General features: G+C 42.6%; 19 protein-coding genes. 12 read left to right on the plus strand and 7 right to left on the minus strand.

Going from position 1 to position 22,512, the window contains the following annotated elements; all coding sequences use genetic code 11:
* Positions 1-4 precede the first annotated feature (4 nt).
* Entirely contained in the window at positions 5-763 is a 759-nt protein-coding gene (locus NST45_RS07955; protein WP_036688875.1) for a DUF6063 family protein, read from the plus strand.
* Complete coding sequence (locus NST45_RS07960; RefSeq protein ID WP_339825349.1) at positions 750-5,231, plus strand: hypothetical protein; 4,482 nt, start codon at positions 750-752, stop codon at positions 5,229-5,231. The genes NST45_RS07955 and NST45_RS07960 overlap by 14 nt, the downstream gene beginning before the upstream one ends.
* Before the next feature lie 81 nt (positions 5,232-5,312).
* Here the strand turns inward: NST45_RS07960 and NST45_RS07965 are convergent, their stop codons facing one another.
* The 3 genes from NST45_RS07965 to NST45_RS07975 form a co-directional block, all read right to left on the minus strand.
* Complete coding sequence (locus tag NST45_RS07965) at positions 5,313-6,197, minus strand: DMT family transporter (protein WP_256721438.1); 885 nt, start codon at positions 6,195-6,197, stop codon at positions 5,313-5,315.
* Positions 6,197-7,048 carry an AraC family transcriptional regulator gene (locus tag NST45_RS07970; protein WP_076100236.1) on the minus strand — a complete coding sequence of 284 codons (852 nt, stop codon included), beginning with the start codon at positions 7,046-7,048 and terminating at the stop codon, positions 6,197-6,199. Before NST45_RS07970 ends, NST45_RS07965 begins: the two co-directional genes overlap by 1 nt.
* 86 nt (positions 7,049-7,134) lie before the next feature.
* A complete protein-coding gene (locus tag NST45_RS07975) occupies positions 7,135-8,598 on the minus strand; it encodes an ATP-binding protein (protein WP_254924513.1) in 1,464 nt (487 codons plus the stop codon).
* A 197-nt stretch (positions 8,599-8,795) separates the two neighbouring features.
* On the opposite strand from NST45_RS07975, the gene NST45_RS07980 reads away from it, so the two are divergent.
* Positions 8,796-9,518 carry an MOSC domain-containing protein gene (locus NST45_RS07980; RefSeq protein ID WP_339825354.1) on the plus strand — a complete coding sequence of 241 codons (723 nt, stop codon included), beginning with the start codon at positions 8,796-8,798 and terminating at the stop codon, positions 9,516-9,518.
* 92 nt (positions 9,519-9,610) lie between these two features.
* Positions 9,611-11,686, plus strand: coding sequence for a serine hydrolase domain-containing protein (locus NST45_RS07985; protein WP_036688865.1), 2,076 nt, complete (start codon positions 9,611-9,613; stop codon positions 11,684-11,686).
* 56 nt (positions 11,687-11,742) lie between these two features.
* Here NST45_RS07985 and NST45_RS07990 read toward each other — a convergent pair whose 3' ends face one another.
* Positions 11,743-12,174, minus strand: coding sequence for a flavodoxin domain-containing protein (locus NST45_RS07990; protein WP_076100240.1), 432 nt, complete (start codon positions 12,172-12,174; stop codon positions 11,743-11,745).
* 425 nt (positions 12,175-12,599) lie between these two features.
* Between NST45_RS07990 and NST45_RS07995 the strand changes: the two genes are divergently transcribed.
* Positions 12,600-12,941, plus strand: a complete 342-nt coding sequence (locus NST45_RS07995; protein WP_076100242.1) for a DUF4181 domain-containing protein — start codon at positions 12,600-12,602, stop codon at positions 12,939-12,941.
* Positions 12,942-13,242: 301 nt separating this feature from the next.
* Here NST45_RS07995 and NST45_RS08000 read toward each other — a convergent pair whose 3' ends face one another.
* Positions 13,243-14,052: a lipase family protein gene (locus NST45_RS08000; RefSeq protein ID WP_076100244.1), complete on the minus strand. Its 810-nt coding sequence runs from the start codon at positions 14,050-14,052 to the stop codon at positions 13,243-13,245.
* Positions 14,053-14,184: 132 nt separating this feature from the next.
* Between NST45_RS08000 and NST45_RS08005 the strand changes: the two genes are divergently transcribed.
* The 5 genes from NST45_RS08005 to nagA all read left to right on the plus strand — a co-directional run bounded on the left by NST45_RS08005 (position 14,185) and on the right by nagA (position 19,790).
* Positions 14,185-15,474, plus strand: coding sequence for an L-serine ammonia-lyase, iron-sulfur-dependent, subunit alpha (locus NST45_RS08005; RefSeq protein ID WP_076134465.1), 1,290 nt, complete (start codon positions 14,185-14,187; stop codon positions 15,472-15,474).
* A 198-nt stretch (positions 15,475-15,672) separates the two neighbouring features.
* Positions 15,673-17,139: a YdiU family protein gene (locus NST45_RS08010; RefSeq protein WP_076141054.1), complete on the plus strand. Its 1,467-nt coding sequence runs from the start codon at positions 15,673-15,675 to the stop codon at positions 17,137-17,139.
* Between the two features lie 38 nt (positions 17,140-17,177).
* A complete protein-coding gene (locus tag NST45_RS08015; protein WP_076141053.1) occupies positions 17,178-17,657 on the plus strand; it encodes a DinB family protein in 480 nt (159 codons plus the stop codon).
* Between the two features lie 175 nt (positions 17,658-17,832).
* Entirely contained in the window at positions 17,833-18,618 is a 786-nt protein-coding gene (locus tag NST45_RS08020; protein ID WP_038572168.1) for a DeoR/GlpR family DNA-binding transcription regulator, read from the plus strand.
* Positions 18,619-18,641: 23 nt separating this feature from the next.
* Entirely contained in the window at positions 18,642-19,790 is a 1,149-nt protein-coding gene (gene nagA / locus NST45_RS08025) for an N-acetylglucosamine-6-phosphate deacetylase (RefSeq protein WP_036688848.1), read from the plus strand.
* Here the strand turns inward: nagA and NST45_RS08030 are convergent.
* On the minus strand, positions 19,779-20,549 hold the full coding sequence (locus NST45_RS08030; RefSeq protein WP_038572165.1) for an AraC family transcriptional regulator: 771 nt from the start codon (positions 20,547-20,549) through the stop codon (positions 19,779-19,781). The genes nagA and NST45_RS08030 overlap by 12 nt on opposite strands.
* 19 nt (positions 20,550-20,568) lie before the next feature.
* Positions 20,569-21,150, minus strand: a complete 582-nt coding sequence (locus NST45_RS08035; RefSeq protein WP_036688845.1) for a LysE family transporter — start codon at positions 21,148-21,150, stop codon at positions 20,569-20,571.
* A gap of 116 nt (positions 21,151-21,266) precedes the next feature.
* Between NST45_RS08035 and NST45_RS08040 the strand changes: the two genes are divergently transcribed.
* Positions 21,267-21,821: a GNAT family N-acetyltransferase gene (locus NST45_RS08040; protein ID WP_081382550.1), complete on the plus strand. Its 555-nt coding sequence runs from the start codon at positions 21,267-21,269 to the stop codon at positions 21,819-21,821.
* A gap of 190 nt (positions 21,822-22,011) precedes the next feature.
* Entirely contained in the window at positions 22,012-22,491 is a 480-nt protein-coding gene (locus tag NST45_RS08045) for a DUF6530 family protein (protein WP_036688841.1), read from the plus strand.
* The last annotated feature ends 21 nt before the right edge of the window (positions 22,492-22,512 follow it).

Consider the following 22,512-nt stretch of genomic DNA (forward strand, 5'->3'; position numbering starts at 1 on the left):
TAACATGAGTTATACATTAGAACAGGTACAGCAAGCTTCGCGGCTATTTTTTGAATTGCTCCGTAAAAAAGTAATTCCTCTTGATGACCCTGCAGCGGCAGAATGCCTTCAGGATGCAGGAACTTATGATGCACTTCAGTATGTTGCCAAAGAAGGGGGCTGTCGGGTGATGAATTCCGGGCACCGTCTCCATCTGCTAGTTAATCCGCTGGGGTCAGTGTTTGCAACCAATTTCACCCAGTTAAAGAACAAATATTCACGTGTTGAGCGTAAAACACACTTACATATTATCAATATTATTATTCTGGTTTTTCTGGCCGAAATGGATCAGGATGAGACTCATTTTAAGTCGGGGCAGGACAGTATGTCCTATATTCAAATTGCTGATCAGGTGTCCTCGCTCTTTCAGACGTGGATTCAGATGGATGAGGATGGGCGATTTAGCCAGCAGTGGCAGCTTGATATCCAAGCGATGTCTAAGGTATGGACCAGTCTGTACATGCAGACTAAGAGTCAGGAAGAAAGCGATCTTCTGACCAGAGGCGCAGGCTCACGAATTGGACTGATCCATGAAGGCATGAAACTTCTGGAAGAGGAGAAGCTCGTATTCATCTCTGAGACAGAGAAGCGTATCTTTCCTCGGGAAGAGCTGTATGAGAGAATGCGTTATTTATATCATGATGTCGATCGATACCAGGAATTAAAGAGCCTCATTGGAAGAACTTTAGCTGAGAAAGACGGTGCTACCTATGCCGCGGATTGAACGCATACGAATTACAGGACTTAAATACGAGAAGATGCTCAAGAAATACGACGATATGATTCTGGACCTCTGCAACGAAGAGGGACCCGCTAATACGCTTATTACGCTCATGAATGGCGGTGGAAAGGGAGTACTGCTGCAATCCATTTTTCAGCTGTTAATGCCCAAAACACCATGGGGCAAAGACAGTGAGAACCAGGTTGAGGCTTTTTTTCATAATCATAAAAAACAACTTAAACCGTACACTTTTCACGTAGCTATCGAATGGCATCTCGACAACAATGAGCGCAATGAGTATATGACTACGGGAATCGCTATGACGGCACATAATTCGCTTGATCAGCAGGATATCAAAGTGGATTACTTGCTGTACGCGCTTACAGATTACGGTGAAGCGGCTGAACTTACGCTATCAACGTTGCCGTTATTTGACGAAGTGACTGCTGAACCTACGAGTTTTGAAACGATCCAGCAATTTGTACGCGATCGGCGGGGGGAGATTGTACCTTTTGGCAGCCATAGCTCGGATTTGAAAAGATATTATGACTTCCTGGCTATCCGGGATATCCATATCGCCGAGTGGCGTAATATGCGGCGGATCAATGGTGAAGAGGGCGGTATCAAAGGTTATTTTAAAAAGAATGATGCCTTCACCAATCATAACTTGTTCGAAAAGCTGATTATTCCTGAAATCGGATCTAGTCTGAATGAAGGATTAAAGGAAGACGACAATACGCTGCAGCGGATGTTTATCGATACAGCAACAGTGGCTCAGCGCTTGCCGATGCTTGAACAGCGGGAGCAGGTCTATTCAGAGTTTCTTGGTATGGCCGCACCGCTTTATGAGCTGGTGAAACTTGGCGTGGAGGCGGAAAACGTAGTACAAGAAACTGAACTACGTGGACGCCAAATCTATACGGTTATCTATGAAGAGCAGAGAAATGCAGAAGTTGAGCGAAGTAAGATTGCTGATGAACTGGCTGGACGTTATCAGGATGCGAAGCAACTGCGCTTTGAGACAGACAATCTTAAATACTTACGCAGCAAGGAAGAAACGGAACTGAAGCAAGAAGAGTTTAAGAAGCTCAGTGATGATCAGAGCCGTGCGCGTGGTCGGTTGGAGGATTCCAAAGCGCAAGAGAAGAAGCTTGAAGTAGCTTATTTTCTGGCTAAACGTTTGCTCCATACCCGGCAAATTGAGCAGTGGCAAAAAGAAATTCAAGCTATCGAAGGTTCTCTGGAGATGAAAGAACGGCAAGAGGTCATTCAGGCAGCCAAGGAACAGCTGCGGAAACAGTGGGATGTGGTGTTTAATCTCTGGCAGCAAACGATTAGAGAGTTTGAGACAGCGCAGCAAGACCTGACGGCGGAAGAAAGGGAATTGCGCAAGGAAAGGGAAAGTTTCTTGGTAGAGCTGGCGGGGCTGGATAATCAGATCAATGAATTGACCTTATCTATTCGGCAATATACGGAAGAACTCGGAGCATTCGCAGCCCAATATGGGCAGGATGCCGCCCATTCTCCGGCAGCTGCGCTGCAGCGTACGGTCTCAGCGGCCAAAACGATTCTTCAAGACATTGGAGACTTGGAAGAACAGCACAAGCAGGAAGAGATTCGGAAGCTGGCACTGCATAAGAGTCATGCTGAGCTGAGTGAGAAACGGCGTTCTTATGAGCGTGAAGCGGACGAGCTTGGGGTTCTGCTTGAGTCACAGACTCAGAAAGAATCCCAATTATGGTCACAGCTCGTTGTACTGCTGGAAATGTATGAAGAGCATAATCGTTTAGGAGCTACTGGCCTTTTTGAAGAACAAGATGTTATCCCGGCACGTTTTATCCGAAAAATAGATGAAGTAGAGCAACAGACTAAACGTTCCAGAAGGGATTACTATAATCAGCTCATGGATGTGGAACTACAGAACCAATCCTACTGGCTACCCAATTCAGATATTCTGACGGTCAAAGATACACTCGATTCGTTAAAGATTCAATCAACGCTAGGTAGTTCCTACTTAAATGACCGTCCGTATCTTGAACGTGAGGAAGAACTGGAGCAATATCCGTTACTTCCATATAGTTTGATTTTGACCCGGCGCGAAGCTGATAAAATTCAGCCGGAACTGATGAAGGACACCTTGCTGAAATCAGCGGTGCCGATCTTTATCCGTGAAGAGATGGCAGCTTCGCATCAAGCATCCTTCATGCTTTTTGCGAATCAAGGGCCGCAAATGGTCTTGCAGCCGGATCGTTTCCAGGATTGGAAGAGTAGTATTCAGGGGAAGCTCAAAGAACAGGAGCAGATCCTTCAGGACTCTGAAGCTTATTTATCTAAGTTAAAATCGGTGCGTCAGGAATATGAACGTTTATTCCAAAACGAGAATACCATGACGCTTACAACCAAGCATGAGGCCCTTATTAAACTGCAGGCTGAACTTCAGCAGAGCATTATCAATCTGAGCAATGAGATGAATGAGAACGAAGGGACGCTTACCCGGATCGGACGGGAGCTCGCGGAGAACAAAGCTCTAAGTGTGGAGCATGAGCAGAGAGCGGGGGTTCTGCAAGCTTGGATTGAACGGACGAAGAAACAGGAACAAGATTATAAGGAAAAACAAAAAATAATCGAACGAAAGAATCTGGTGAGTAAAGAGTTAGCAGGTAAAGATCAGCAGCTTGAACACCTAAAGGTGCAAATGGAAAGCTTGAGCGGACAACGCAATAAATGGACGAGAGAAACCGAATATGCGATGTTCCCTAGACTGCAACGATGGTTTCCTGAGATTGTTTTCCCAACAGATCGCCAGCTTTCTGATGAAGGAGAAGTCATACCTGTAGATCCTGTAGAGCAGAATCTTCTCTTGCAGCAGCTCAGTACCGTTGAAAGCCTGCAGCAATCACTTACCGAAAATGAGCTGGAAGTTCGGACAAGAGCTGCACAGATTAAGGCAGCAAGCGAGAATCTGGCTGAGCTTGAATCCAGCCTGAATCAAGTAGATGTGAATTGGCGGAAGGCGACTGAACCTACGGAAACGTCCGAGTCTATTATGGCTGCAAGAAATCGCCAAAAGACGGATACTACTTCGTTAGAGGAAGACTATCAGATTGTTCACGACGGTTACATCCGCTGCCAGACTGAATTGGAGAACTTGCAGAAAGAGTTGCGCAAAGTAGAGAAGGGTATCAAGGAGAAACATGAACGTGCCGTGGAGCTTTGGAATGAGGCGCTAGAGGATAAGGAGACAGAAATTCAGGAGCGCTGCCAAGCGAATGAGCTTATGCTTAACCAGTGTAAAAGATCCTTGGATCGAATGGATGTCCTCATCCAGACTTTATCCAATCAAATCAAAATAATGAATGCGCATATTGAGGATCGCGTCAACCTACGGAGTGTACCAGAAGAAATAACGCTGAGGGTTAGAGAAAGCTGCGAGCCTCTAGTAGCCGACTGGCTTCTCCGCATCAAGGATAGCCGGATTAGACAGGATGAAATCTCCAAAAAGGTGAAGGAAGAGAAAAATTCATTAACCGAAAAACTTGCGAAAAATGAACGGAACTCCGAACTGGAGACCAAGATTCTAGATCGATTGAATACGGTCCATTGGGATAATTTCTCTATTGCACTGCAAGTCCTAGATTCCATGCTACGCAGTTCGCGTGATCAGATCGAGAGCATTCAAAGCGATAAGGAAGGCATGGATCTCTCCCGCAAGATGTGGGTAGGCCGGGCTTCTCTACGTGTGGTACAAATCATTGATATTATGAAGCGAATGGAACGCCGGATGATTATTCATAACGAGAATAATTATGCCTTCCCGCTGGTACGTCTGAATTACAAGAATATCAATGTGCCAAGAACAAGCGATGAGGTAGAGCCGATGGTGAGTGACTACTTCAATCAATGTATCAATGAATTGCTCAAAAAGTATCCAAAGATAGAACAAGTGCCGGCACTGGTAATCAAAGAGGTTATTAATGACGGACGAATTGTCTATGCGGCGCTGCAGAACCGCTTTCCAGTTCTTCAGGTGTATAAACCGGTAACGGAGAATTATTTCCTCTACGCCGCACCGGAAGATTATCATTATTCGGACTGGGAGATTATTAATCGCGGCGCACTGGATGAAGCTGTCGGCAGTGGGGGGCAACGTCAATCTGTACAGCTGCTGGTCGCAATGATGATCATGACGCATAAACGGGTGAATCGTGAGAATAAAGGCTGGACGGTCTTTTTATATGACAATCCTTTCGGAGAAATGGTCTCCAATAACGTGCTTGACCCCGTCTTCGAAATTTCCAAGGCACTCAAATTCCAATGGCTGATTGTTACGCCGCCGGAGCTTGTCAAGAATGATGTCAGCGTGCGTTTTGGCGTGTATTGGCAGCTTTATTTTGGAGGCGTCAAAGGGGACATGCTGGAATCAACCCTGATCAAGGGAGGAAGAAAGCTTATTCCTGTCTCGTTGTTCTGAGTATGGAATGAAACTTAAAGAAGCTCCAGTATGCATCACGCTGCTGGGGCTTCTTTTTATTAAATGTTAAAGATATTTTGTTTATTTAGGTTTGCGTTCGGAAATATAAGAACCGGTGAGCGTTAAAAAAGTTCCCGTTAGGATTGCCCAGGTGATCTTTTCATTCAGAACAAGGGCGGAAGCTGCCACTGTAATTACAGGAACAATATAGATATATACACTTGTTTTTACAGCCCCTAGAATCCCTACAGCTTTATTCCAAGTCAAAAAACACAGTGCCGAGGCACCCAGACCTAAGAAAAGCAGGTGAGCTACATTTGAAATTTCTTTAAATCTACTCGGACCTAGCTGAAAATCAAACAGAAACAGAGCAGGCAGCATAAACAGCAGACCATAGAAAAATACTCTGCGGGTAGCCCCTATAGTATGAACCTTTAATACGCTTATTTTTCTCATCAACACTGAATAAATTGCCCAAACCACAGGTGCCAGCAATGCCAGCAAGTCACCGATGGGGTTCAGCTGCAGAAGAAAACTCCCGTTCAGCCCAATTAATATAATTCCTGCCAAGGCTATCAAAAATCCTATAATAAACTGCCTACGAAATTTCTCTTCTTCTAAAAAGAAATGAGCGATCACCGCCGTGAAAAATGGAGCGATGGAGACAATCACACCTACATTGGATGCAAGGGTATAGACTAGGGCAATATTTTCTATAAGAAAATATAACGTGACCCCACAAAGACCTGCTGAGATAAAGAGTAATTCCTCTTTAAAGGATGTAGTTCGGATTGGACGTGAATAGATCAGTAACAGTACAAAGTACCCAATAAGAAAACGGAAGAACAGAATTTCCACAGGCGTAAAGTCTTTTAACAGTATTTTAGTGGAGATAAAGGTGGTTCCCCAGATTAAAATCGTAAGTAATGCCAGCAGATGTCCTGTGTTAATCTTGCGTTGATTTATCATATCGTAAGTTCCGTTGATGACTTTACTCCCGTTTGCTGAACAAATATACGCATATATTGCTTAGGGGTTAAGCCTATGAGTCTTTTGAAAAAATTTGTGAAATGGCTCTGATCACTGAAACCGGTTAGAGAGGCCACTTCTATTGGCAATATTCCTTGTTCTAAAAGTTTTTTTGCGTGGTTAATGCGAATGGTTTCCAAGTAACGGTAAGGTGATATTCCTTTCTGTCTGGTAAATAAACGCAGCAAGTGATATTTACTTAAGCCGCTCAATTCACTTAGCTGGTTCAGCGTAATGTTCTGCGCATAATGTAACTCTATGTATTCGCAAATGATTTTAATTTCAGAAGTAGGCTCTTGAGCGGGACAGAGGGTTTCTGTCTCCGTGTATTCTCTCAGAAGCTGCTCCAGGAGAAATAGAAACAACTCTTCTTTTTGAAAATCGGATTGATCCTCTAATATCATTTGGTGCAGATCGTGTAAAGGGCTCGACAGTTCACTTTGGTAGAGAACATTGTGTGTGAACCGCGGTAAGTAGTCTATGCCGGTAATTTCTAGCACATACTCACGCATGACTTCCGGCTGAATATTGATGCAGCGATAGTCAAGCGTTCTCCCGTCTATCTGTTCACAGGCATGGGGATCCGCCGGATTAAAGATGACCACATCTCCGCTGTTAAGAATATGCTCTTCTTGGTTACATAGCAGATGTCTCTTTCCTTGTTCAATAAAACCTATGACATAATAGTCATGAAAATGGTTGGGAAACTTCTGCATAATACCTTCGAATCGATACGCCTCAAATTTTAAGTCATGATCGAAAACTACAGTTCGAACTTCACGAGTCATTGCTGCACCTTCTTTTCCAATTATGTATAACCATTATATTGTGAAAATTAGGGGCATTCTTGCATGATGTTGCGATACCACATCTTCTACATGATAGGTTCCTCAGGTGTAATGATCGTTGGAATACTCACAGTAAAAGTTGTTCCTTGCTCCAGAATACTTTCTACAGAGATCGCTCCGCCATGATTATGTATAATATTTTGTGTGATCATATAACCTAAGCCTGTTCCTGTTTCTTTGGTCGTATAAAATGGTTTGCCGAGGGCATTGATCTGTTCCTCTGTCATCCCACAGCCTTCATCCTGCACACTGATTCGGGCTTCTCTGTCATAGGTTTGCACATGAATATAGATGTTTCCCCCATGATTCATTGCTTCCATCGCATTTTTAAGTAAGTTAATAAATACCTGCTTCATCTGATAAGCCTCACCATTAATCCAAATGGATTGATCAGTACAGACAGGGAGGATCTTGAGATTTTTTAGGGCAGCTTGTCCATTCATTAGTGTGGTGACTTGTTCCAGCAAAGACAATAAATCCACTGGTTTACTAATATGAGTGGTTTGGGGTTTAGATAAGACAAGCAGTTCGTTGACGATGAACTCGATGCGTTTCAATTCTGACTCAATAATGGAAATATATTTATCATTCATCCGCTCGGAAGAGCGCAGTAGCTTCATAAAGCCATTAATGGCTGTAAGAGGATTCCGTATTTCATGAGCGATTCCAGCGGCTAACTGTCCTGCTGTAGATAATTTCTCGGACTGTATCAGTCGTTCATCTTCCAATACTTGCTCGGATATATCTTTGAATATGCCAATGTACGCTTCGTTTCCCTCATAAATGATTGGCAATGTAATTCCATCCACATATTTCTGCTGGTTATTTAAACAATTAATCAGGTAGCAGACAGAACCTGTTGTTCTATCAGTGTTGAATTTCTTTCTTCGTTCTGAGAGAATTTCATAATTAGAGTAGTCTACAATATCCATAGTCGATAGACCAAGCACTTGATCTAGGCTTTCTGCATGGATTAATTGTAAACCTGCCGAATTTGCATATAGAACAATCCCTCCCCTAGTGATAAGCACGGGCTGAGGCAGTTCCTCCAGCAGCTGTAGAAAAGAGCTCTCTTTTTCAAGTAGATGGGTCTTCACAACCTGAAGCTGAGTCTCCATCTCCCTGATCAGGGTCTTATTCTCGAATTGAGTAAGATAAAATATGGGTTCACCATTGTCATCCGGAAGGATAGATATGGAGACGTTTAAAGATAACCGGTGTCCGGTTGGATGGAAATAATCTAATTCGAGTCTCTGCGGATCAGTACTCGTAGATGGAAGAGAGCTTCCTAATGAAATGAATTTATGAATCTGATCTAGAAGGGTACGGACGGTTGGAGAGGGTGTCGTTAACTCGTTTTCATCATACCCCAAGAGGTCGCATAATGCTGAATTCAGTTTTAGGAACGTTCCATCAAGCGAAATAAGGGCCATACCCATCACGGCTTGGGTAAAAACAAAGTCAAAACCTTGAAAATCATTTGTCCGCACAGCAGGTTACCTCTCTTCTTTATAGGGGAGTGAGTGTTATCTCAAAATGCAATATATCCAACAGTCATAGTATAAAACATATAACTCAATAAAACATATAAAATTTCTGGGTTATTAGATATTCATACAACAGTTAAATAAAATCAGGTAGAATGGGAAGATACGTTGCATTTTAAGACAAGTGGAGGCGTTGTATCATGTTATCAGTTGTTGGTGAAATTCAAGGAATTAATCGTTACCCGGTCAAGTCATTTGCGGGTGAGAATTTAGAAAGCTGTATGATTGAACCGTATGGAATGCTTGGTGACCGTTTTTGCTCCTTTTACGATGAGTCAAAAGAGGGCTGGCGAAAATATATCACCGCTAGAAATATTCCGAATATGCTTACCTATCAAGCGCAATTTATAGATGGACAAATCCATGTAACGGCATCAGACGGGCGAACCTTTGGATGGGATGATAATCTATTGGAAGAAATCCAAAGCCAAACCAAAACTCCAATCACTATGTCTGGTCTAAAAGCTGCACATCCTCAGCCAGAACATCCGCAGCTCCTATCCGTGGATGGCGCTAGTATTCTACTCATTACGGATGCCAGCTTAAAAAAAATGGAAGCAACCTGGGGGCATTCCTTGGATCCACGGCGTTTTCGCGGGAATTTTGTTATTGCGCTGAATGATGATTCTCTTTTTGAAGGAGATTGGATTGGACGCCGGCTTAACATTGGGGACGCACAGCTACAGGTAGATAGTTTTTGTGAGAGATGTGTTGTGATTACGATGGACCCGGATAGTCTCCAGAAGGACCCAGTGCTTTTGAAAAAACTGCATAAAGAGTTTGATTTGCATTTTGGAGTTTATGCTTCAGTAATCAAAACTGGGCAAATTCGAATCGGAGATAAAGTAGAATTAGTAGATTAGATACATGGTCCCAATATTGCAAACTTCCTTTACATTACTCCATGGATAAATTATCCTTTAAAGGATGACGATTTCATATCGGGAGGTTATGTATGAAGAAGAATTTGGCATCCCTATTAGTTGCATTGCTTCTACTGGTAATGTATGTCCCTACGAGTGCATTAGCAGCAGATAGCGGCAAAGGGCAAACGTATGTGAACACTCAGAAGGTGGCAGCAGAGAAGGCAGCATTCTTAACGGAAAAGCTGGGAACGACTAGTCTCCAATATGCTCTTATTGATGGCGATAATATCGTTGTGAGCGGTCAATCTGGATATAGTCATGTGGAGAGTAAGACAGCACCAAGCGCTACAACGATGTATGGAATTGGCTCAACGAGTAAAATGTATACAACAGCTTCTATTATGAAGCTTGTTGAGCAAGGGAAAGTAGACTTGGACGGTTCAGTCGTATCTTATTTGAATAATTTTACGATGGAAGATCCTCGGTATAAGCAAATCACTGTACGGATGCTGTTGAATCATTCCTCAGGTCTTGCTGGCTCGAACTTATCCAATTCTTTTTTATTTAATGATTCTGATCCTATTGCAAAAGATAGTTTACTAGAAACGTTGTCAACACAACGTCTGAAGGCCGATCCAGGTGCCTACTCAGTATATTGTAATGATGGATTTACGCTGGCTGAGTTGATTGTTGAAAAGGTCAGCGGTACGGACTTTACCACATTCATTCATCAAAATTTCACAGAACCTCTAGGGCTTGAACATACGAAAACGCCTGTAGATTCTGTAGCTTCTTCTCAGCTGGCTAGTGTCTACAATGCTACCTACTCAGCAGCTTTACCCAAAGAAACCATTAACGTGATTGGAACAGGTGGTATCTATTCCACTGCAGAGGATTTGGTGCGCTTTGCAACTATTTTTACGGGCCAATCGACTGGCATTTTGTCAGAAAAGTCTGTGAAAGCGATGGAACAAGAGGAATATAAGCGTGGAATATGGCCTAAGGGAACAGATAATTCGTTAGCTTATGGATTAGGCTGGGACAGTGTGAACTTATATCCATTTAACCAGTACGAAATCAAGGCTTTGACAAAGGGGGGAGATACGGGTCTGTATCATACCTCATTAGTTGTATTGCCCGAACAACGGATGGCAGCAGCAGTAATATCTTCTGGCGGAGCAAGTACAACGGACCAGATGCTTGCCAACGAAATTTTACTCAGTGCCTTACAGGAAAAGGGAGTTATTAAGGAACTGAAAGCTACACCTACCTTTAAAGCTTCGAACAAAGAGGATATGCCGCAAGAATTGGTAAACTATGCGGGTGTCTATGGTGATTCTACGCAACTAATGAAGATAGAAGTTAGTAAAGCTGGGGAATTGAGTATATCTTCGATTATAGCTCCTACAATGCCAGCGCAGAAATTTTCATATAATTCGAACGGTGAATTTTTAGATGCCGAGGGTACAAGTAAAGTTAGCTTTGTGAAGGAGAGCAATGGCCGTATCTATCTTTGGAGTCAAGGGTATGGGGTAATTCCAGGACTTGGTGAAACTGCCGTTATCCAATATGCAGCTGAGAAGCTTGAACCTAATGCCCTATCTCAAGAGGTCACTACTGCTTGGCAGCAGCGTCAAGGGAAATTGTATTTTGATGTCAGCGAGAAGTACAGCTCCCAATATTACATGAGTATGCCGGTAGCTGGAATCGCTATGTTCCCTGACGCACCTGGTTATATGGGCTCGAATAAAATAACTGGGCCTAATAAAGCAGAAATGACCGTGCAAATTCCAACCATCGCTGGACGCGATCTTGCGGATCTTATTTTTGAAGAGAAAAATGGTGTGGAGTATTTAAAGATTGGCAATCAATTATTTATACATCAAGATGCGGTTAAACCGATTTATGCAGGCCCGCAATCTATGGTAACGATCCAATCAGATGGATATGCTAGATGGTATGGAGTTCCTGAAACCGCAACAGGTAAGATAATGACAGTAGAGCTGCCAACCAAGAGTTCCTTTGCCGTCTATGATGAGAATGGTGTATGTGTGAATTACTTTACCATTAGCGGTCTTAAGCAAGTCAAACTTCCTAGCAACGGCAAAATTGTATTTGTAGGTGATGTCGGTGCGAAGTTTGAAGTGACCCTCAAGGCGCAATAAACGTATATAAAAAAAGAATCCTGTTATCAAGATTTTCGTCTTGGTAACAGGATTTTTTATTTGAAATTTTGTGAGAATTCTTTTATTTTATCTACCAATATCCCTTTGAGCTGATCAGTACCTTCCTTTGGAGCCTTATAGGCCTTATAACCTCCAAAAGATTCAATACAAATCGCAGCTTCTTTCAGATCATCAGGGAAATTTTTCTCTATTAATTCTTCGGTTTTCTTGGGTTTCTCGTTACAAATGTAGTAGCCCATCTTCTTAGTCAGTAACTCATCTTTATTTTTTTTGATAAAGTCACGAATGGCTTTATATATTTTTTCATCTCTTACTCCTGCCCCTAAAATAATGCTATCAAATGCCTCGATATTTGGCTTCTCTAATTCTATATTGCAAATTTTGCTCTGAGGTAGCTCTTCTGATAATACTTTTGCACATTGTTCTGTTGCTCCAGATTTTGTAGCGTATAGAATAAGTACTGCCATTGTGTTCCCTCTTTTCAGTTAAGATTAATCGCGTTCCCTCATGGAAAAAATCTCGTAAATCAATTATCTTGATTATCAAGATATAGTATATTTTAGCGAATATGCTGATCATTTGTCAAGCCAACGGCAAGCTCCTGAGTGTTAATTAGATATCCTTATTATGGTATCATGGGAATAATATTAATCTAATGCTAACAATATCTTTAAGGAAATAAACAAAAAAAGAGGAGTGAACATAAATTGGGGATCATCGTAATGCTAATCATCTATTTGTTGCTTGGAATATTTGTGATTAAAGTAGGCATCGATAACTCTAGAAGTACGCAACTATCAAAAGAAATATTAAATGAGTTAAAAGAAATCAAAGAACTAATGATCAGAAATAAATACGAATGAATTCTATATAAGGGTGGAGGTGAACGAAAGTGAAAATTGGACTTATACTTATAATCCTTGCTTTTTCTAACCTGTTTCTAAGGATATGGATTGTTAGCCCGGACAAAGAAAAACTTCCGGAAGAAGGTTATGAGCTTAATATAAAAGTGAAGCTTATACTTGCACTTGTGGGATTAATTACGGGGGTTGTGATCATAATTGCCGATGGCCCAGAGGGTGTGGTTATGAAGTGGTTTTGGATTGTAGTTATAATAGTTGCAATAGGGTTTCAGTCGTTTATCGACTGGAAGTTTCTAAAACATACGAAACAGCACATAGTTTCACTTATTCTGTTAGTCCTGGGTGTGGTATTAGTTTATTTTATATTCTGACCTAGTCTCATTCGTACCGGTTTCTAACCCATATGACGTTAATTGCTGAATAATCGCTTTTTTACAGCATTTCGGACTCCAGTGCAGCTATTCGTTAGAAAGTGACTTATATTAGGTGTTTTTTATACCAATAGTGGCCATGGAGTCCGCTGGGATTTTTAAAGTGGAAATATACTGCTGTTAGTGTCAATGGAGTCTGTTAGTGACTTTGTAACTGCTGATGGCATCGAATCATACGAAGAAAAGAGGTGTTTCGGCAGCCAGCATATGGCTTGTTGGGCACCTCCTTTTTGGGTTCACATTATACTTCTGCTTTCGTAGCCACGAGAGGACAGAATCCAGGGTTCGTTATACATAATTCTTGAGCGAATTCCGGTTGGAGCTTGGAGAGCTCGGCGAAATAGCTGCTGATTACGTGATTACCACTTGCAGATCCATTTTGGAAAGACAGTGAGTTAAAAGTATGGACATGATTGTAATAATACTTTTTTTCCCGTTTGGGGAGCTTATAGACATGCGGAGGTGCGTAGGTTACAACATCAAAAAGATTGGCATACCGGTAACTCTTCTGCACATATTGTTTGAAAATATTAACGAAGTCCGGATCGCCTACCCGTGGGGAACCATAAGTATAGAGGTTAGGTGAGGTGTAAGAGGTATTTGCCGCAATATCTAAGGTACATAAGGTGGCGAGCGCTGCACCGAGGCTGTGGCCCGTAATGTATAAGGTCTTGTCGGGAGATAGCTTGGAGAGCGTAGAGAAGATGCCATCCCGAGCTGAAGAATAAATGTTGGTGAAGCCACGATGGGTGAGAGAGTCTTCTTTAAGATATTTGAACCGTTCCTGTGAAGCGAGGACGTTGGATATCCAATTGGTCGTCGTACTGGTTCCCCGAAAGGCAATAATAATCTCTTGTGGAGACTCCAAAATAAAGCCGAAACGTTCCCATACATTATTGAAGGATTGTGCTTCAATGGGATGACATAGCTGATAATCTAATGGAATGACGAAAACTCCATCTATATTTGAAAATTGTGTATAGGTCTGCCCGCAGACTGCAGCTAGAAAGATCGCCCTTTGCCCTTGCTCATTCCTCTTACTCACGTGCATCCCGCCTTTCTTTCCTACACTATATTAGGGGGATGAAGGAGTGATTCCTAAGAAAAAGGATTCCCTGAAACTTCTCTCTGAGTTACTATATATAAATAACTCCAACAGGAGAGAGAAGGGGGAAATGCATACATGAGCAACTTATTGGAAATTTTACACAAGGAAGTCGTACCGGCAGAAGGCTGTACGGAGCCGATTGCAGTTGCGTATGCCGTCTCCTTGGCGGCAGAGCTTCTCGAGGAAGAAATTACGGGGATTCAGCTGCATCTCAGCGGTAATATTATCAAAAATGCAATGGGAGTGGGCATTCCCGGGACAGGCCAGACAGGCCTGCCCATCGCAGCAGCCCTTGGAGCGGTGGTCGGCCGTTCTCACAAGGAACTGGAAATTCTGTCAGGTCTGACACAGGCTGAGTTGAAGATGGCAAATGACCTGCTGGATAGAAAGCTGCTAAAAGTGGAGATAAAGGACACTCCTGAGAAATTATATATTGAAGCCCAGTTGTTTACGCAGAACCATACGGCGACTGCCATTATTGCCAGAGAGCACACCCATATAGAATATTTGGCTCTGGACGGGGAGAAAATAACACCCCGGAATTCAAAAGCCGACTGTGGCAAGCCTGGTCTTTCCGACACGGAAGAGTATGCGGGCTCAGTTGATCAGATATTCGAGTTTATCTGTACCGCTCCTTTTTCAGAGCTTAGCTTTCTCTTGGAAGGAGCGCGGATGAACAAAGCGATCTCTGATGAGGGATTGCGAGGCGATTATGGCTTGCAGGTAGGTAAGAAAATGAATCAGCAATCTGCGGTGAATCTGTTCGGCAATGATGTAGCGAACAGAATTATCGCGGCTACCGCAGCGGCTTCAGATGCTCGAATGGATGGCAGTGCAATGCCTGTGATGACAACTGCGGGCAGTGGTAATCAAGGCATCGCCTGTACGCTTCCCGTTATAGCTCTGGCGGAATTGCTGGGCAAAGATGAAGAAATGCTAGCTCGGGCGCTTGCACTGAGCAATCTGGTCACTGTGCACATCAAACATTATATCGGGCGGTTGTCCCCATTATGTGGTTCAGGGATTGCAGGGGGAGTAGGAGCAAATAGCGGGATCATTTATCTCATGGGCGGCAGTCTTGAGCAGATCAAGCATGGGATACAGAATACGATAGCTTCTTTGTCAGGTATGATCTGTGACGGTGCGAATTCTACCTGTGCGCTGAAGATTTCCACCTCCACCAATACGGCGATCCAGGCAGCCACACTAGCTATGAACAACATTGCTCCTACAACCAAGGATGGTGTGATTTTCGAAGAGGTGGAAGATACCATCCGCAACATGGAGCGTTTGGTTCAGGAAGGGCTGGCGGATACTGACAAGACCATTCTCAATATTATGCTCTCCAAAGGCGGAGCGAATTAGCTTCCAAATAAGTTGAAAACAAGATAGAACATCATAATTAAGACCGCCCGGTTTCCTGCATAAAATGGCAGGAAGCCGGGCGGTCTTTGTAACACTTCGGCAAAACATAGGTCTGCGAGAAGATTTGCATTAAATTTTAACATAACTTATTCTGAGTTAATAAAGGCATAGAGACTGAGGGTATAAAAAGGAGATAATATGACAGAGAAAATAGATATAGGCTGGAATTTTGCGAATAGTTATATTCATCTGCCGGAATCAATGTTTACAAGAATTAAGCCAACGCCTGTGCGTAAACCGGAACTGATTATTTTTAATGAACCATTGGCTGCTACTCTAGGGCTGAATAGCACAGCACTACAGAGCAAGGAGGGTCTTGGAATTCTTGCCGGCAACGAAGTTCCTGAAGGTACCGTGTCGCTTGCGCAAGCTTATGCTGGACATCAATTCGGACATTTTACCATGTTGGGAGACGGTCGAGCAGTGCTGCTGGGCGAACAGATCACCCCTCAAGGTGATCGTGTAGATATTCAGTTGAAGGGTGCGGGAAGAACCCCATACTCTCGTGGTGGCGATGGCCGGGCAGCGCTTGGACCGATGTTACGCGAATATATCATCAGTGAAGCTATGAATGGACTCGGGATTCCTACGACTCGCAGCTTGGCGGTGGTAGCTACAGGGGAGTCGCTAATCCGGGAAACGGAACAGCCGGGGGCGGTTTTGACCCGGATCGCGGCGAGTCATTTGCGTGTTGGAACTTTCCAATATGCTGCTGCATGGGGGACTGTGGAGGATCTGCGTATTCTGGCTGATTACACATTGCAAAGACATTATCCAGAAGCTCCTGTGGAAGATAATCCATATCTTGTTCTGCTTCGGGAAGTAATGGAACGTCAAGCAGCGCTAATTGCCAAATGGCAGCTTGTAGGTTTTATTCACGGAGTGATGAATACCGATAATATGGCCCTTAGCGGAGAAACGATTGATTATGGTCCATGTGCCTTCATGGATGTGTACAATCCTGAGACAGTATTTAGTTCCATAGACCAGCAAGGTCGTTATGCCTACCACAATCAACCCGGGATTGGCGCATGGAATCTCGCCAGATTTGCCGAGACTCTCTTGCCATTGCTGGCTGACGATCAGGCACAGGCAATTAAGCTGGCTGAGGAGGCAATTTCAGATTTTTCGGAGCGGTCCTATCAATATTGGCTAACGGGAATGAGAGCGAAGCTGGGAATCTTTAACGAAGAGTTAGAGGATGTTGCTCTGATTGATACCCTCCTTGAACTGATGCAAAAATATCGGTCTGACTACACTAATACATTTCGGTCTTTAACTTTAGGCGTAATGGAAGATGCTGATCTGTTTGGCACTCCTGAATTTAAGCAATGGAATGAGCTGTGGCAGGCGCGCCTTAGCAGGCAGCAGGAATCACAATCCTCTTCACAGGAGCTGATGCGTACCAGTAATCCTGCGATTATTCCGCGGAATCATCGTGTGGAAGAAGCGCTTGAGGCGGCGGTAGAGCGGAAAGATTACGATGTGATGGAGAGGTTACTTCAAGCATTGTCTAACCCATACGCCTACTCCCCTGAACAAGAGGAATACTCGGCACTTCCTGAGGAATCCGCATGTCCATATCGTACATTCTGCGGTACTTAAATTGCTTATAATCTATCTGGAAAATGGGGGAAGGAAGAATGTTTCATGCTTATGATGTTCTAGCCAACCAGTTGCTGGCCAATGCAAATGATCCGAGTTGGTATGTGCCCTTTGAAGTGGCGGTTAAAGACTTAAGTGAAGAAGAAGCTTTTTGGAAGGTAACGGAAGAAAGCAATAGTATTGCTGAGATTGTGCAGCATCTGCTTTACTGGAATGAAACTTGGCAAACAAGGTATAAAGAAGCCAGTGTTCATGCGGTTCCTTCAGTGGATAATAATAATACCTTTGTCGTTGCAGAAGGGAAAACGTTCGAAGCGTTGCAAAAACAACTTTTAGAGGTTCTTTTACATTGGCAGGAATTGATTAAGAAAGAACAATTGGAAGCTGATGTTCAAGGATTCCCAGACAGTAAATGGTGGGAAGTACTCGGAAATGTAACAACCCATAATGCTTATCATGTGGGCCAGATTGTTTTTATTCGAAAAATACAAAAAAGCTGGAACCGCAAGGTGAAGTGACATTGTGAAGTAAATCCTAAAAAAATAAAATTAAAAAGGCGTTAGCGGATGCACATTCATCTGGCTTTCGTCTTTTTTTACGTATTAATACTTACATATGCTTAATCATATACTCATAAACGCTTGTAAATACTTATTAAATGACTTATGATGACTTTAGGAGGTGGATTACCTTATGTATCAAGAGGAACGATTATTAAAAATACTCGAATATTTGAAACAACACCAAGCAATGAGTGTTCAAGATATCTGTACGCAATTTGAAGTCTCAAGAGATACTGCCCGACGGGATATTGTTAGGTTAGTACAAGAGGGCGTCGTTGTTCGGACGCATGGCGGTCTAGCGTTACCAGAATTACAAAAAGAATTATTATCTTACCAGGATCGTTTGATCGATGAATCCGAGAGTAAGCAGAGAATAGGGAAGATCGGAGCCGCGCTTATCCAAGATCGTGAGACTGTGATTTTAGACGTATCGACCACTGTACAGTTTGTTGCTGAACAAATTAGTGCACAGGATATTACGGTTGTCACGCATTCAATAGATAATGTAGGGATTTTATCCCATCGTGAGGATCTGCAAATTTATGTACTTGGTGGTTACTTGAATGTGAAAAACCGCTTGTTATATGGTTCTTCCATTATCGATAAACTTAGTGAAATTCGTGCGGATAAAGCCTTTATTGGAGCGTCGGCGATCTGTGCTGATGGGCTCTATTATCCTTATGAAGAAGATGCGCGGGTAAAAAGAGAAATGGCTCGAAGATCTGATCAAGTGATTTTAGTAGCCGATCACACCAAATTTAATGCCAAATCCTTTTATCGGCTAGACTTTGACTTCATTGATATTTTAATTACAAATCGAGAGCTTCCAATCGAGATCAGAGAAGTTCTAGATCAGAAGAACATCACAGTTATTGAGTGTCAAGATGAAGCTGAAGAGGTTCGAAATCAAGAGTGATAACGAAATGGAGGAGAACGTTTATGACTTATATTTTGCAAAATGTACAAGTAGTGCTTCAGAATAGTATAGTTTCAGCGGCCAATGTATGGATTTCTGAAGGAAAAGTGATGAGGATAGACTCAGGAGATACCTCTATTCCAGAGGGTGAGTATGAACGGATTGATGGCGGAGGGCATTTGTTAGTGCCCGGAATGATAGATGTGCATATTCATGGTGCTAACGGGTTTGATATGATGGACGGTACTGAAGAGAGTATTCAAGAAGTATCGAAGGCTTGCGCAGCATCTGGTTGCACCTCATTTCTGGCTACCTCTGTGAGTTCTACGATGGAAGATCTTTTAGAGATGATTCGTAGTGTCAAACGTGTAATTGGGCATGAAGTGGGAGCAAAGATCGCAGGCATTCACTTAGAGGGACCTTATCTAAACCCCAAGAGAAAAGGAATGCAAAATGAAAAGTATCTGCGGCATCCTAACTTAGAGGAAATGAAGCTCATTTTCCAAGAAGCTGGATCACTCATTAAAATGGTTACGATTGCTCCTGAGCTGCCGGGAGGCATGGAGCTTCTTTCCTTTTTGAAGGAACGGGGAGTGGTGATAGCAATTGCTCATTCGGATGCCACATATGAGGAATCCAAACAAGCTTTTGCCGCTGGGGCAAGTCATGTTACGCATTGTTTTAATGGCATGCGGCCGATCCATCATCGAGATCCGGGGATTGTGGTTGCCGCTTTCGAAGAGAAACATGTAAGCCTGCAAGCTATTGTGGATAATGTCCATCTGCATCCTGCAATTATCCGATTGATGCATACCATGAAAGGACCAGAAGGAATGGTCTTGATCACAGATGCGTTACAAGCAATGGGGTTAGGGGATGGGAACTATATATTTGGAGGACATCAGGTTACGGTATCTGGGGGCATAGCGCGATTGGAAGATGGCACGCTGGCCTCCAGTACAGTTACCATGAATGAAGCCTTACGTTATACTGTCGAAACTGGAATTTCGCTGACAGATGCCGTACAAATGGCTTCAACTACACCTGCTAATATTCTTGAACTTCAACAAAAGGGGACGATAATCACTGGCTTAGATGCTGACCTGGTCCTCATGGATGATGAATTTAAAGTGCTCTGGACAATGGTAGGAGGGCAAATCTTACAGCTGTGACCGATATTCATGTGCGGTTATTCCGAACACGCTCTTAAAATGCCTGTTCAGATGAGTTAGATCCACAAATCCGCAATCTACAACAGCTGCATAGATATCCTTGGTTCTCTCAATGGACTGCTTGGCACGCTCTACCTTGCAATTTAAGAAAAATTGATAGGGCGATATTCCTGTATGTGTCTTAAACTCGCGAATAAACTGATATTTGGACAGACCAAATTCTGTGCAGAGATCGTCCAGCTTCAGCACATGGTCTAAACTGCAGTACATCATTTCCTTTGCTTTTTTGAGAAATTTATTATTCGTTCTACGATCGGTAACTATTTCAGTATTAGATACTAAATGAACCAGAGTGAATAACAGTTCACTGCACAAAGACTCCTCTTTGCCATTCTGGATGGCATGGTTTAGGGCTAATATGCACTGCGCCAATTTGTCATCGTATAAGATAGGAGTGGCGAAGCGGAGTTCTTTTTTATCTAGTATCTCTCGCATTAGGGTTGGCTTAATATAAAGCATGACATAATCAATGCCACCTTTATCATACGCATTGCCATCATGTGTTTGTTCTGGATTAAACAACATTACGCCATTTTTATGTGAGGATTGCAAACTACCGTCAAGATTATATTGCTGAATGCCACGAAGGGTCACACCGAGTGCATATTCCTCATGGCAATGTTTTTTATAGGTGAAATCAGTAAGGCTGGCGGATAAGGACAGGATCTCTGCTGACTTTTTATAGTTAAATCTCTCCACGTTCTTAACCTCCGCGACTTTATAGGATTCCCGATATCATAATGGCTGAGTATACTAAAAACAGTGCCATCACGGTATTTAGAACTTTTTGATGATTTTTCATAAATGTTCTGAAGATTGTCCCAAATACAACCCATGTCGTAAATGCAAAAAATCCGATCACAGTTATAATTATAACAAACATAAACAAGGCAAGCGAAGAGGTATAGAATGGCATTACGTAGTTGGGAATGACCGTTAGTGTAAATACTAGCACTTTAGGATTCACAAGCTGCATAAGCACGCCTGAGCGGAAATTGGCATTGGGGTCAGGCTGGTCTTCCATTGAACCCATTTTAAAGATTTTATAAGCAAGGTAGAGCATATATAAACTCCCAATGACTTGCATAATGATCAGGATATTTGGGATGATTTCTACTAGAACACGGTTCAGCAGAGTAGAAATGATAAGTAATAAGCCAAAAGCCAGCGTGGATCCGTATACATACCCCATTGATTTTTTAGCCCCGGAATGTTGCACGGAAGAAAGAATAACAATATTGGTAGGACCGGGTGTAAATGTAGCGACAACGCAATAGATCAGAAAGGACAATATATTCATGATGACCTCCAGTAAAGTAGTTCTATGAATATAAACCTTTCAGTCTGAATGCTGATAGTATATTATTGCAGGATTTTTAAGAATTCCGGCCGGGAATAGAAGAGGTGTACGAATCAATGAATAAGAGTAATCAAATGGCCATAAGCACACTTTCTCCAGCTGATTTTGAATCCACATGCTCTGTTTTTGAAATTTCAATCCCAGATGCTTTTGAAAAAGAAGGGCTTGATCATTTACAAGACGATATCCAAAGTGAAATAGATCATAAAAAGCAAATGGTGATGACTTCACTGGATACTACAACTGCGGAGCCTTACTTCCTTCTTGCAAAAATAGAAGAGCAGGTGGTCGGTACGATTTCCTTTGGAGCTTGTGGCGAAGATATTCAAACCTGCACGGATCATCAGTTAGATGAAATAGGGGAATTGGGCAGTCTATACATTATGCCAAGTTATCAGGGTCAAGGTGTGGGTTCAGCCTTAATTAAGGAAATGATGATATTTCTAAAAAAGCAAGGGGTAGAGCGGTTTTGTCTGGACAGCGGGTATAAACGTGCACAAATCAGGTGGCAACGTAAATTTGGGAAACCTTATAAAGTAGTGGAAGACTATTGGGGACCTGATTCCGTCCATATGGTTTGGTTGTGTAATGTGAGTGATCATTTAAGCTAGAGATATATTTTTCATAAAAATAACAGTCCCTTTGCTGCGCGCAGAGGGATTTTTTGTTTTGTTGGATAAAACGGGTGTAATGTCGTTTGACAGATGATCTTTTGCCGGGTAATATGAATCTTAGATTTAGTAAATTAGTAATTTAGTAAATGAGTAAATTAGTAAATCATAAAATGGAGAGTGACTAATCATGAAAATTCCAACAACTCTAAAACATAAACCTGTAATCGTGTCAGAAAATTACGAGCAGGTTGATGGCCGCTACGCCGGGGACACAGATGCAAAAGGTCTGTCCCTAGGATTAGCACAATGGAACGATAGAGGAAAAGTCGACATCTCAGCAAAGGTATGGAGACATACAGGGGACAAATGGTCGAGACAGTCCGAAGAGCTGCCAATGCACAGAGTGCTTGACCTGGCAATTTTGATTTGCAGAAGTAGTTTGTATTTTCAAGAGGCCTATCGTTTTCCGAAAATGTATGATCCCGAGAGCCCTATGATTGATCGTGTTGGGCTGCAAGGAGATGCAATGAGTGTATCTGTCTGTGCAGACAATCCCATGATTGATAATGATATTAAGCTGTTCGCCCAGGCGCTTAGTGATGATGGTGAAATGATTGGAGAACGACTTTCGGTATTGTCCCGTTTATTAAAAGAAATGGGGTACTGAAATTTAGCAGAATTGTTTGTG

Origin of the sequence: Paenibacillus sp. FSL R7-0163, assembly GCF_037969975.1 — a bacterium.
In the GTDB taxonomy this organism is placed as follows: Bacteria; Bacillota; Bacilli; order Paenibacillales; family Paenibacillaceae; genus Paenibacillus_AQ; species Paenibacillus_AQ odorifer.